Annotated in this window: 15 protein-coding genes; 8 read left to right on the forward strand and 7 right to left on the reverse strand. The window is 43.1% G+C overall.

Annotated elements, in window-relative coordinates; all coding sequences use genetic code 11:
• From Q0F90_RS03740 to Q0F90_RS03775, 8 genes are all read left to right on the forward strand, one after another.
• Positions 1-840: glutathione S-transferase C-terminal domain-containing protein (locus Q0F90_RS03740; RefSeq protein ID WP_296003479.1), on the forward strand; the 840-nt coding region annotated here is incomplete at its 5' end.
• A gap of 33 nt (positions 841-873) precedes the next feature.
• On the forward strand, positions 874-2,280 hold the full coding sequence (locus Q0F90_RS03745) for an MmgE/PrpD family protein (protein WP_296003481.1): 1,407 nt from the start codon (positions 874-876) through the stop codon (positions 2,278-2,280).
• Positions 2,273-3,112 (forward strand): transporter substrate-binding domain-containing protein, encoded by an 840-nt coding sequence (locus Q0F90_RS03750; RefSeq protein WP_296003482.1) that lies wholly within the window; start codon positions 2,273-2,275, stop codon positions 3,110-3,112. The genes Q0F90_RS03745 and Q0F90_RS03750 overlap by 8 nt, the downstream gene beginning before the upstream one ends.
• A gap of 55 nt (positions 3,113-3,167) precedes the next feature.
• Positions 3,168-3,884, forward strand: a complete 717-nt coding sequence (locus Q0F90_RS03755) for an amino acid ABC transporter permease (protein WP_004697693.1) — start codon at positions 3,168-3,170, stop codon at positions 3,882-3,884.
• Positions 3,885-3,890: 6 nt separating this feature from the next.
• Positions 3,891-4,607 carry an amino acid ABC transporter permease gene (locus Q0F90_RS03760; RefSeq protein WP_227283405.1) on the forward strand — a complete coding sequence of 239 codons (717 nt, stop codon included), beginning with the start codon at positions 3,891-3,893 and terminating at the stop codon, positions 4,605-4,607.
• Positions 4,604-5,377 (forward strand): amino acid ABC transporter ATP-binding protein, encoded by a 774-nt coding sequence (locus Q0F90_RS03765; protein ID WP_296003484.1) that lies wholly within the window; start codon positions 4,604-4,606, stop codon positions 5,375-5,377. The genes Q0F90_RS03760 and Q0F90_RS03765 overlap by 4 nt, the downstream gene beginning before the upstream one ends.
• Positions 5,378-5,389: 12 nt before the next feature.
• Positions 5,390-5,872, forward strand: a complete 483-nt coding sequence (locus Q0F90_RS03770) for a GNAT family N-acetyltransferase (protein ID WP_296003486.1) — start codon at positions 5,390-5,392, stop codon at positions 5,870-5,872.
• 245 nt (positions 5,873-6,117) lie between these two features.
• A complete protein-coding gene (locus Q0F90_RS03775; RefSeq protein ID WP_296003488.1) occupies positions 6,118-6,516 on the forward strand; it encodes a hypothetical protein in 399 nt (132 codons plus the stop codon).
• Positions 6,517-6,570: 54 nt separating this feature from the next.
• Here Q0F90_RS03775 and rbsB read toward each other — a convergent pair whose 3' ends face one another.
• From rbsB to Q0F90_RS03810, 7 genes are all read right to left on the reverse strand, one after another.
• On the reverse strand, positions 6,571-7,473 hold the full coding sequence (gene rbsB, locus Q0F90_RS03780; protein ID WP_060919259.1) for a ribose ABC transporter substrate-binding protein RbsB: 903 nt from the start codon (positions 7,471-7,473) through the stop codon (positions 6,571-6,573).
• Positions 7,474-7,482: 9 nt separating this feature from the next.
• Complete coding sequence (locus Q0F90_RS03785) at positions 7,483-8,418, reverse strand: ABC transporter permease (RefSeq protein ID WP_288565949.1); 936 nt, start codon at positions 8,416-8,418, stop codon at positions 7,483-7,485.
• The gene (locus Q0F90_RS03790; protein ID WP_296003493.1) at positions 8,418-9,899 is read right to left on the reverse strand and encodes a sugar ABC transporter ATP-binding protein; all 1,482 of its coding nucleotides are present in this window, start codon (positions 9,897-9,899) and stop codon (positions 8,418-8,420) included. Before Q0F90_RS03790 ends, Q0F90_RS03785 begins: the two co-directional genes overlap by 1 nt.
• A gap of 137 nt (positions 9,900-10,036) precedes the next feature.
• Positions 10,037-10,450: a D-ribose pyranase gene (gene rbsD, locus Q0F90_RS03795; protein ID WP_296003496.1), complete on the reverse strand. Its 414-nt coding sequence runs from the start codon at positions 10,448-10,450 to the stop codon at positions 10,037-10,039.
• Positions 10,451-10,476: 26 nt separating this feature from the next.
• Positions 10,477-11,364 carry a ribokinase gene (rbsK, locus tag Q0F90_RS03800; RefSeq protein ID WP_296003497.1) on the reverse strand — a complete coding sequence of 296 codons (888 nt, stop codon included), beginning with the start codon at positions 11,362-11,364 and terminating at the stop codon, positions 10,477-10,479.
• A 323-nt stretch (positions 11,365-11,687) separates the two neighbouring features.
• Positions 11,688-11,870 (reverse strand): antitoxin PHD, encoded by a 183-nt coding sequence (locus Q0F90_RS03805; RefSeq protein WP_296003499.1) that lies wholly within the window; start codon positions 11,868-11,870, stop codon positions 11,688-11,690.
• A 35-nt stretch (positions 11,871-11,905) separates the two neighbouring features.
• Positions 11,906-12,562 carry an NAD(P)H-binding protein gene (locus Q0F90_RS03810; RefSeq protein WP_288188015.1) on the reverse strand — a complete coding sequence of 219 codons (657 nt, stop codon included), beginning with the start codon at positions 12,560-12,562 and terminating at the stop codon, positions 11,906-11,908.
• Positions 12,563-12,665 lie beyond the last annotated feature (103 nt).

Raw genomic sequence — 12,665 nt, forward strand, 5'->3', positions numbered from 1 at the left:
GGTCTTATATGGTCTAAGCATTGTCCTTGGGCTCACCGCATTGCGATTGCCATCGATTTGCTTGGCTTAGATAAAGTGATCTCCAAAGGCACGGTTGATCCATTGCGTCCAGCAGGCGTTATTGCAGACTGGTTCTTTACTCTTGATAAAGACGAAAAGGACCCTGTGTTGGGTATTCACTCCTTAGGTGAAGCGTACCGCAAAGGTGACCCAAATTACGACGCCCGTTCCACGGTACCAGCTATCGTAGATATTACAACTGGTGCGGTAGTAAACAATGACTACCATGCGTTGACGACTGAGTTAGCATTGGGCTTCAAAGATTTCATCTCTCCTGATGCTCCAGATATTTACCCAGAAGAATTGCGTGCTGATATCGACGCATTGAACGTTATCATCTACGCTGATTTCAACTTGGCTGTAAACTTGGCAGCTCTTGTAACAAACCAAAAAGATTACGAATACTACTATGATCGTATCTTTGCTCGCTTAGACTGGCTCGAAGAACGCCTTAGCAAGCAACGTTACTTGATGGGCGATACTATTACAGATCCAGATATTCGTATCTTCCCAACATTGGCACGTTTCGACCTCGTATTCTACCAAAAATACTTGGTTAACAAAAAACGCCTCGTAGACTATCCAAATCTTTGGAACTACGCGAAAGACTTGTACTCTAATCCAGCATTCGGTGGCACAACAGACTTTGACTCCATGCGTAAACGTTTCTACTATGTAGACCATACGCCATTTGAAGATCTACCACGCCTTATTCCAAAAGGTCCAGACGACTCCATTTGGTTAGAGCCAAATGACCGCGCTGAAAAATTTGGTAAATAATAGATTTAATTTTAAATAACTGAAAGGGAACCCATGGATTTAGTCACAAAGACGATTGTGAACTACATAGAACAAACGGATGTGACGAACCGTGAGGACCTCCTGTCAGTGGCTCGCATTGCCTTTCTAGATTATCTGGCGTCTTTAGCTCCGGCTGAGATGGAACAGGCCGTTCAAGACTTGGCTCGGTTTATCGGGACTAATGGAGAAAATATATCTAGAGCTGATAAAGCTTTATATTATGGTTTTGCCTCCCATTATCTTGATTTTGATGATGCGCAGGCGAATTTGGCGGGTCACTTCAGTACTGTTTTATATTCTGCTTTATTAGCAGTGATCGAGCCCACTGATACGTGGCATGATTTTCTTCGTGCCTATATCATCGGCGCCGAGCTTGAGGGGATTATTGGTTCTCTCATTAATCCTGCCCATCGGACCCAAGGATGGCATTCTACGGGGACCGTTGGTGTGATTGGGGCAGCGGCCGCTATAGGCGCTTTGCGAGGCCTTCATGGTGAAAGCTTGGCTCAGCTCCTGTCTCTGGCTGCTACTCAATCGGCGGGCATGTTCTTTCAAAGTGGTACAGATGGTAAGCCGCTCCATGCGGGACTAGCAGCACGCAATGGTGTATGGGCTTACGAACTGTTACAACATACATCACTTCAAACAAGTACAAAACCATTTGACACTGAACGGGGTTGGTTTAAAACCATCGGTAATATTACCGTTACATCAAATGACATTGCTAGTCGTTGGCTAGCGCCAGGGCAACTTATTGATCCTGGTTTATGGATGAAAGTCCACCCGTATTGCTCGGCAGCCATTTGTGGCGCTGAAGCAGCAGAAATCGTGGCACATAGTATATATACTACATCTTCTTCGTATGTGTCTAAGCACTACAACGTTTCACCAGATGCAGAGGAGCAAGGTAAACGTAGACTATGTGCCACCCTCGTTTCTTCCCTTTGGGATGATATAGATAGAGTTACTGTACATTTCCCGCCTGGCGCTGATGCGGCATTGCGCTATACATCGCCGACAACAGGTCGAGAAGGGCAGTTTTCCATAGAGTACGTCGTGTACCAAGTCCTTGCGTATGGGGCGGTACAGGATGAACTATTTAAGATAGATACTATAGACCAATCCGTACGGGAGTATATGTCGCGTATAGAGCGTGTTTATGACTTACCGAAAGTAGCCCAAACGGAGCGGATTACGAAAGTAACCGTTACTTTGAAGAATGGTGATACTTTCACAGAAACGGTGAATAATCCAAAAGGATCGCCGAACAATCCTCTTACCTTAGAGGACATACGCATTAAACTAGGCCTCACCTTAAAGGCTGACCAAATAGATAGAATGATTGAGGCTTTCACCCATACCAATGAGGTGGAGCCATTCCTGCAAACATTGCGAAAAGAAGGAGTTTTACATGTTTAATACAAAGAAATTGACGAAATTATTCGCCATCGGCGCATTGGCATTAGGCGTGCTCGTTGTTGCTGGTTGCGGCGACGATACATCTAAGGACGCAAAGGTAAATCCTAATGCGAAAGTGATTAATGTAGCTACACGCGGTACAGTTCGCCCGTATTCCTACACAGATGATAACGGCAACCTTACAGGCTTTGACGTAGAATTGTTGAAAGAAATTGAACGTCGTAATCCAGACCTTCACTTCAACTTCAAGCCGATGGCCGTTGATGCTGCCTTCGTAGCAATGGATGCAGGCCAAGTGGATATGATCGCTAACCAAATGCGTCGTAACCCAACTCGTGAAGCAAAATACTACTACACAAATGAGGTTAACAACTACTCTACTCGTAAATTAGTAGTTAAAAATGACCGCAATGACATTTCTAAACTAGATGATTTAAAAGGCAAAAAAATCGCCGTTACTACATCCTCTGAGTTCAACGAATTAGTAAAACAATTCAACGAAACAGCAAATCCACCAATCGACGTTATCTATACAGATAAAGCGGGTGCTGAAACATTGAACCTCGTTGCTACAGGCCGTGCTGATGCAGCCGGTGAGTACGAATACGTTATTAATTCTGCCATTAAAGACCGTGGCTTGCCACTCAAAGCGGTAGGCGATGTATTGGCAGTAGTACCAACTTACTTCTTGTCTAAACGTACAGATGACATGAAACAAGTGAACGAAAAAATCGATAAAACGATGAAAGAAATGCGTGCTGATGGTACGTTGAAAAAACTTTCTGAACAATATCTTGGTGGGGATTACACATTCGATCCAACACAAAAATAACGAATAGGCCGCCTTGGCGGCCTTATTCTATTATGTCTAGAAGCGAGGTGCTACTGTGGGCAAGTATTTTGATGTGTCCTACATGATCCAAGCGTTTCCACAGCTCTTGAATTATGTGCACGTAACGGTGCTCATTACCGTTATTTCTGCCATCTTAGGTGTTATTTTAGGCTCTATCATAGCCATCATTCGCCTCAAGAAGGTACCAGTATTAAACCAATTATTTATTGTATTTATCTCCTTTATGCGCGGCACACCGTTCTTGGTGCAGCTCTTCCTCATTTACTTTGGGGTGCCAGAAATCATGTCCCACATGGGGCTTAACATGAAAAATGTGCCAGGCCTTGTATTCGTGTACGCTGTGTTTACATTACATATTGCAGCGTATAGCGCTGAAATTATGCGCTCCAGTATCGATGCGGTGGCTCCTGGCGAGAAGGAAGCCGCTAAAAGCCTTGGCATGACCGAGTTCCAAAGCTATGTGCGCATCATCTTGCCGCAGGCTTTCACCATGAGTATTCCACCGTTGACGAACCTCGTTATCGGCATGTTGAAAGGGACAGCGCTCATCTTTAACGTCGGCGTTGTGGATATGATGCGTAAGGCGGACCTCATGGGCGGCAATAGTCAGCGCTATCTTGAGCTATTCGTCGACGCAGCCATCATTTATGGCATTCTAATTATCATTGTGTCCCTTTTGGGCCGATTGCTTGAAAAACGTTTTACCGTTGCGGGCAAGGAAACGCAACGCATTTTGATCAGTGAGGAGTAGGGGTGTATGGGACATATAATTGATTCAACCTATATTTATGGCACCTTCTTTGCTGTCATTCCTTATGTGAAAGTTACCCTCATGATTACCTTCCTCAGCGTTGGTTTGGGTACAATCCTAGGATTATTAAGTTGCGTGCTACAACAGAATAAAGTACCTGTGCTCAGTCAGCTCAGCTACTTGTACGTACTATTGTGCCGTAGTATTCCGAACATGGTTCTCTTATACCTCGTGTATTATGGCTTGCCAATCCTATTCCTCGCCGTAGAGGATCAAACGGGCGTGCATGTGCCTTTTGAAAAGGTGCCTGCTACCTTCGTAGCCGTTGTAGGCTTAACCTTGCACACAGGGGCGTATTTGAGTGAAATCTTCCGGGCTGCCTTACAATCTGTACCAAAAGGGCAAATGGAAGCGGCTCAAGCCATCGGTATGACATGGTTCCAAGCATTCCGTCGTATCGTATTGCCACAGGCTACAGTCTTTGCGTTGCCCCTATTTACTAATCAGTTCCTTAACACCATGAAGAGTACCAGCATTGTATTTGTCATCACTGTTATTGAATTATTTGGCGCTGCAAAGTTATATACAGAGGAAAATTCACAGTATTTTGAGGCCTACATCGTGGTGGCCGGTCTATTCTGGGTGATGGGGATTGTCTTTGAATTTATCTTCCATCGTTTAGAAATCTATGCAAGCAAGTATAAACGAGGTAATGCATTATGATAGATATTAAACAAGTTCACAAATCCTTCGGGAACCGTGAAATTTTAAAGGGCATCGACCTACATGTGCCAACGGGATCTGTAACGGTTATCCTTGGCCCGTCCGGTAGTGGTAAGACGACGTTCCTTAGAACGCTTAACTTCCTTGAAAAGGCCGATGCAGGGACAATGCAATTAAATGATATTTCCGTAGACTTACATAAAGCGTCTAATAAGGAAATCTTAAACGTGCGCCGTAACACATCCATGGTATTCCAGTCTTATAACTTGTTTTCCAATAAAACAGTTATTGAAAATATCATGGAAGGCCTTGTAACGGTTAAGAAAATGAAAAAATCTGAGGCCCGTGAAATCGCGCAACGCTTCCTCAAGGAAGTAGGCATGGAAGGCTATGATGATTACTATCCTGTACAACTTTCCGGTGGTCAACAACAACGTATTGGCATTGCTCGTGCCCTTGCGATGGACCCAGAGGTTATTCTCTTTGACGAACCTACTTCAGCCCTCGATCCTGAGCTCGTAGGTGAAGTATTAGCCGTTATCCGCAAGATTGCGAAAGAGCTTAAGGTTACGATGATTATCGTAACTCACGAAATTGGCTTTGCTAAAGAAGTGGCCGACCAAGTCGTATTTATGGAAGGCGGCGTCATTGTAGAACAAGGGGACCCTAAGGTTGTCCTTGAACATCCAACAGAAGAACGAACACGTAAATTCTTAAGCCGTTACCTTACACTTGATAGTGAATTGCCTCTAGATAGTGCAGCTTTATAAACGAGGTATATAATGAAAGAATTTAGACAATTAACCGTAGATGATGCGGCTGAGTACCACGAGGTGTTGATTGCAGGATATGCGGAGAATAAGAACTACCCTATATCCTTTGATGCCATCAACTTTAGCCAAGAAGAGTCTCGGGCGTGGATTTTAAAATATCCTGTATATGGTCTCTACGTAGATGGCTCCTTGGTATGCTCTATTTCATTCCGCATGCCGTGGATACCAAAGGCTACGCCAGACGTATATCCGCACATTGCACACTTTGTGACAGCCCCTGAACATAAGGGGAAGGGCTATGCTCGTGAAGTCCTAGCCGAAGCAGAAGAACTATTGCGCAATGTATATAAGACGCCAGCCGTAACACTTGGTACCGCCGCAGAGCACCCGTGGCTTACACAAATGTACGAAAGCTTTGGCTTTAAAGAATTTAAACGGACACAACTACCTGGGAAAGTACATACGACTATTTTCTTCAAAAAAATATTGTAATAAAAACTCCAATTTTGGATCCAACGATACAAACAGCGACTAGTTAAGATAATCAACTAGTCGCTATTTTATTTTACATATAGTTACTATTTTATATGTAATCGTTATTGATAGTTTGTATGTAGTTATTATTTTATATTTTCTTCTATTGAATCATGGTTTTTAACTATTTATAGACACTATTTCGTTAATACATGTAATGGTATAATAAATGAAAATGTTACTATTTGTGGAGTGTGAATAAGATGTATGAAATCGTAAATGAACCAAATTTAACAATAGCTTTTGATATGGATGTAGAGCTATCTGAATTTGGTGTATTTGGCGTATATATTAAACGAGGTTATAATATCTGTTCTGGCTATATTGATCCTAGCGATTGGTCCGGGATTCGCAAAGGCTATCAAGAATTAGTTGATTTGTATGAGAAGTGTAAAGGCAAAGCAACCTTTACCTATGTATTAACTGGAGAAGGGGATACCCTTACATTCTCGTTAGATCAAAAGGGTGCTTTGACGATAGATGTTACTATTTGTACTACTTACAATTACAAATGTCATATGACAATTGAAAGTTTAGATCAAACGTATTTGCCAAAATTCATTGCATTTTTCAAAGACTTTTTAGAACGAGAGCCAAAATAAAAGAGTCGCATCAAAGGATGCGACTCTTTTTCTGTACCCAGTTTCTATTTACAATTATTTTGTAACAACTTTAAGATCTACAGGGATTTTAGCTTCTACAGCTTCGCCTTTGATAACTTTTTGAGCTGTATCGATAGCGATTTTACCCATTTGGTCTGGTTGTTGAGCAATTGTTGCAGCCAATGTGCCGTCTTTAACAGCTTTGTCTGCATCAGCAGTACCGTCAAAGCCTACGATGAAGATTGTTTTGCCTGCGGATTTAGCTGCTTGGATAGCACCCAATGCCATTTCGTCGTTATGAGCGAAGATAGCTTGTACATCAGGGTTAGCTTGCAAGATATTTGTTGCTACGTTCAAACCTTTTGTACGGTCGAAGTCAGCACTTTGTTTTGCTACTACTGTTAAGTCTTTGTCAGCTACGTTGTGGAAACCTTGGCCGCGTTCACGTGTGGCGGAAGCACCAGGGATACCTTCGATTTCAGCTACTTTTGCAGCTTTGCCTACTTTATCAACGATAAGTTGTGCAGCCATTTCGCCGCCTTTAACGTTATCGGAAGCGATATGAGCTACTACTTTGCCTTTATCAGCAGAGCGGTCAACAGTGATTACAGGAATGTTTTTAGCATTTGCTGCTTCTACGGACGTAGAGATAGCTGCAGAGTCTACAGGGTTGATAATCAATACGGAAACGCCGCTTTCAAGCAAGTCAGAAATATCGTTTGCTTGTTTAGCTGGGTCGTTTTGAGCATCAACGATTTTAACTTTAAGACCAAGCGCTTTAGCTTGAGCCTCAACGCCTTCCTTCATAGTTACGAAGAATGGGTTGTTCAATGTGGAAACAGAGAAGCCGATAGTGCCGGATTTTTTGTCGCCGCCGTTATCAGCGCTTTTACCACAGCCTGCTACAAGACCGATAACCATGATAGCCATCGCCAACAGTAACAATAGTTTTTTCATAGGAACCTCCTAGGCTTTCTTGCGGTCTGCAAGAACCGCCAATAAAATGACAATACCTTTTACAACTTGTTGATAGAAACTGGAAACGTCGAGAATATTTAACCCGTTGTTGAGGGTACCGATAATGAGGGCACCAATTAATGTGCCAACGATATGACCACGACCGCCAGCAAGGCTTGTGCCGCCAAGAACTACGGCTGCGATAGCGTCGAGTTCGTAGCCTGCACCTGCTGTAGGTTGTGCAGAGTTAAGACGAGATGTGATGATTGCACCAGCGATACCACAGAGCATACCGGTTAAGGCATACACGAAGATTTTAACGCGGTCAATCTTGATACCAGCAATGTAACTTACCTTTTCACTACCACCTACGGCGTATGTTTTACGGCCTAAGGATGTGCGGCTCAATACGAACCAGAGGATGATGAAAGCTAGGAACATTGTGATAGCTGGAACTGGAAGGCCTGCAATATCCCCTTGGCCAAAGCCGTGGAATAGAGGGTCTTGGGTAAGGCCAGAGATTGGATTGCCGTCCGTGAATACTAAAGTCGCACCACGGTAGATGGTCATGGTCGCCAAGGTGGCGATAAATGGAGCTACGCGACCATAGGTAATAACGAGACCGTTAATACCGCCCAATACAAGGCCAGCACCTGCGGCTAAGAAGATAGCCAATACAGGATCAGTACCAGTTACGATGAGGTTCGCCATCACTGCACTGGAGAGGGCGAGGATGGAACCAACGGATAAGTCGATACCGCCAGTTAAGATGACGAAGGTCATACCAAAGGCGATGATCGCATTGATGGATACTTGGCGCAACAAGTTACGCAAGTTAGAGAATTCAAGGAAACTGTCATTCATGACAGAGATAATTACAAATAATAGGATGAGGCCGATGAGGGGGCCTAATTTTTTTATATATTGTAGAGCTTTGCTGTCCATTATTGTCCTCCTGTGGCTAATGTCATAATCGATTCTGGTGTTGCATCGCTGCGGTCCAAGATACCTGCTACGCGACCTTCATGAATGACCATAACGCGGTCGCTCGTGCCCAGCACTTCAGGTAACTCAGAGGACACCATGATAATGGACACACCATCGTTCGTTAATTCGTTCATTAAATCATAAATATCACGTTTCGCACCGATATCGATACCGCGTGTCGGTTCGTCCATGATGATAATGGATGGCTTTTTACCAACCCATTTGGCGATAACCACCTTTTGTTGGTTACCACCGGATAAGGACGATGCTGGTTCGTGAATAGATTGTGTTTTAACGCCTAGTTTTTTAGACAATTCGTCAGCAAAGGAATTGAGCTTGTTGCTATCTAGTATATGAGATGGGCAAATTTCGCCAAGGTTCGGCAAGGTAATGTTGGAACCGATGGAGAAGTCGAGAATCAAGCCTTCGCTCTTTCTATTTTCTGTGATGAAAGCAATGCCAGCTTTGATGGCATCTTCTGGCTTTTTACAGTTGAGAACGGAGCCGTTCACTGTTACGGTACCGCCGTTATGTTTATCTACACCGAAGATAGCGCGCATGATTTCTGTACGGCCAGCGCCCATAAGGCCTGCTACGCCGAGGATTTCACCTTTACGCAAGGAGAAGGAAATGTCGTTGTCAAAGCCTTCTGGTTTAAGGTTATCCACACTCATCACTACTTCGCCTGGTGTTGTAGTGCGCGCAGGGTAGAACTCGTCGATAGAACGACCTACCATGTGGCGTACCACTTCGTCTACAGAAATCTCAGATGTTGGTTTAGTGATGATGGTGTGACCATCACGCATAACCGTTATGGTATCGCATTCGCTAAATACCTCTTCCATGCGGTGAGAGATATATACGATAGCAACGCCGCGTGCTTTCATTTTGCGCATCATATTGAACAATGTCGCCGTTTCGCGCTCGGTGAGGGCTGCTGTCGGTTCGTCCATGATGACAACTTTTGCATCTAACATCAAGATGCGAAGGATTTCCGTCATTTGTTGGTGACCAACGGAGCAAAGGCCTGCCTCAGTAGTAAGTGGCAATTCGATACCTAGTTCTCGGCATGTATTTTCCGCCTCAGCGAGCATCGCTTTTTTATCGAGCATACCAAATTTGTTGCGCTTTGGTCTAATTAAATATAGGTTTTCTAACAATGTTAGGTTTGGCCAAATGTTGAGCTCTTGGTGGATGAAAGCCACACCGTTTAGCTCGGCCTCTCTCGGGTTCGGGAAGGTGCGCTCTACGCCGTCGATGGTGATTGTACCAGCATCTGCCTTGTGAATACCGGTAAGGATATTCATGAGGGTGGACTTGCCGGCGCCGTTTTCGCCCATCAAGGCGTGAACCTCGCCCTCCTTGAGGGTAATACTTACATCGCGCAGTACTTGGTTCGTACCAAATGCCTTCGCAATGCCTGACATAACAATTTCCATAACTACTCCTATATGATTGGTGAAAGTATCTCTAATGTATGTAATAGATTTGATCGTTAGTTAACTTTGCAAGCCAATCTGCTTAACTTACAGGTTCGGATGCTTGATTAATAAAACTAGTCAGTTAATCTATTGCTCTAGGGACGATCGCTGAAAATACAATCGGCGCGCAAGATAATGTTTGCATACGGAGATGCTTCACCAGTTCTAATAATGCATTTGCATTGTTTTGTTGCTTCTTTGAAAGCCTCATGGCTCGTTTCAATCCATTCGTATTGATCGGATGGGAAGGTAGTCTCCAAGAAGTCATACGCTTCAGAATTGTTTTCCTTAATTTCCTTTGCCACATGAATCGCTTCGGATTTCATATGCTTAGCGATGATGGATACTACTTGCTCAAAGCTTGGTACACCGAAATCTAAGGCTAAGTCGATTTTTTGAACTCCTTCAGGTACTGGTAATCCACAGTCTGAGATACAAATTGTATCTGTGTGACCAAGATCTGCAAGCACCTTAGCAATATGGCTATTTAAAATGCCGTGACGTTGCATGGTAAACTCCTTATTTATTCAATAGATTAATTCTTTGTTAAGAATGCAGCGACCTCGTCCTTTGTTGGCATGCCGCCTTGGGCACCTAATCGTTGGATGGAGAGGGCTGCGGCCGCGTTGCCGTAGTGCAATGCGTCGGCTAAGCTTTTACCATTAACGATAGCTGTTGCAAAGGCACCGTTGAAGGTATCGCCTGCGCCAGTAGTATCTACTGGTTCAACCTTGAAGCCAGATACGGTGTGGATTTCGCCATTATCCGCATAGCCTACACCTTTACTGCCAAGGGTAACGATGATTTTGTTTTCGTTTGCCAATAATGTTTCCTCTGTAGATTGGTTAGGGTAGAGGGCAGATAGCTCATGCTCATTTGGCGTGATATAAGTTGCCAATTCTAACCATTCAGGATTGAGGTCAGCCGCTGGAGCTGGATTTAAGAGGACTTTTACATTAGCCTCGTGACAACGACGAACGATGTATTCTATGGTTGGAATAGGAATTTCGTTTTGCACCATTACGAGATCTGCTTGCTCGATAGCAGGCCAAGCATTATCTACTACGTTTTGGTCTACCTTAGCATTAGCGCCTGCAATCACGATGATGCTGTTATCGCCTTCAGCCAATGTAATGTGGGCTGTACCTGTTGTAGTATTCGGCACAGTAACGATGTATTCTGTATTGATGAAATTTTCTCTTAGATTATCTAAAATCATTTGGCCGTATGCATCTTCGCCAATACAACCAACCATAGTGACCTCTGCGCCTAGGCGAGCAGCTGCTACCGCTTGGTTTGCACCTTTACCGCCGTGAGCGATGTGCAGTTCGTTGCCCATGATTGTTTCGCCCGCTGTAGGGCGTTTGTCCGCGAGGACTACAATGTCCATGTTGCAACTACCAATAACAACAATGCGATTCATAATAACTCCTTAATCAGCCTCTGCCCTGGCTGGGACTAAAAACGGATAACAGTTATTTTTATACATAAAGCTTAAAGGGATTTATACAATAAAATGCATATATAAAGATAAATGATAACCGAATGGGCGTTTATTTTCACATATCTATTAGTATAACTTAATCATTTATTAGTATAGCGTAAATAAGGAACTTTATCTATATAAATAACTATAAAATATAGGAATAAGAAAAGGTATATCTAAAAAATGCGTTACATGAGTAAACATGTAGACGCTAGATTTTAGATATACCTTATTATTAAACAATTAATATAGTATATTATTTACATTTTATCTAATATTTGGTCTATACTATCAAAGGATTTCTCTAAAGATAGAATACGTCCTTGAATGATATCATTTTGGCCTTCTACAAGAGCAGATAATATATCTATCTTAGCTTGTAAAATGTCAGTTGTAGTATCGTTAATATTTATTGTATTACTGTAGCTTTTATCTATTTTCATAGTCTATCAACCTTTATTACTAATATAACTATATATTAGTGAAAGCTTGGTTTGTCATAGTGCGTACCTGGTTCGCCTACGCCGATGCTTGTACGGTGGAATGGAGTTTCGTCCTCTGCGTGTAAAATATCGAAAATTGCTTTTACAACGGCTTCGCGCGTAACTTGAGCATCGTTGAATTGAGCCCCTTCAGGGATGAGCTCGTAATTTGTATTTTCCGGATCATTGTAGAGCCATGTGAGGCGTAAGATTGTATAGTTCAAATTGGATTCACGCAATACATTACGTGCTTGGCGTTCGCCTTGGACATAGCTAATTGGCAAGTTGTCGAAGGTCCATTTTTCAAGTGCTGCTGGGAACTCACCAGAAAGACCAGCCATGGAAAGGCCGATAACACGGCGTACATTTTTGCGGCTCAATGCTTTCACGATGGATGCCATATCACTACCAGCCTCCATAGCACCTACGAAAACGATTTCAGCGTTTGTTACAGCTTGTTCTAATTTGGCAGGATTTTGGAAAGAGCCCTCGATTACAGTAACGCGTTCATGTTCCAAGATTTCTGGATGTAAACGAGTAGATAATTGGCGACCATATAATGTAAGGTGCATGTCTGTATATGTCAACAATGTTGCAGTTAACTTCTGTGCAATCTGGCCAGCGGCCCCTAAAATAGTAATATATTTGTACATATAGACCTCCTATGTCCCGGGCATAAGTATTTACATGCATTATATCACAACTATATGACGAGAAAGTGAGAATAGAAATTTAATTAATAGCTAGGATTTCTTT

Origin of the sequence: uncultured Veillonella sp., from assembly GCF_934190855.1 — a bacterium.
In the GTDB taxonomy this organism is placed as follows: Bacteria; Bacillota; Negativicutes; order Veillonellales; family Veillonellaceae; genus Veillonella.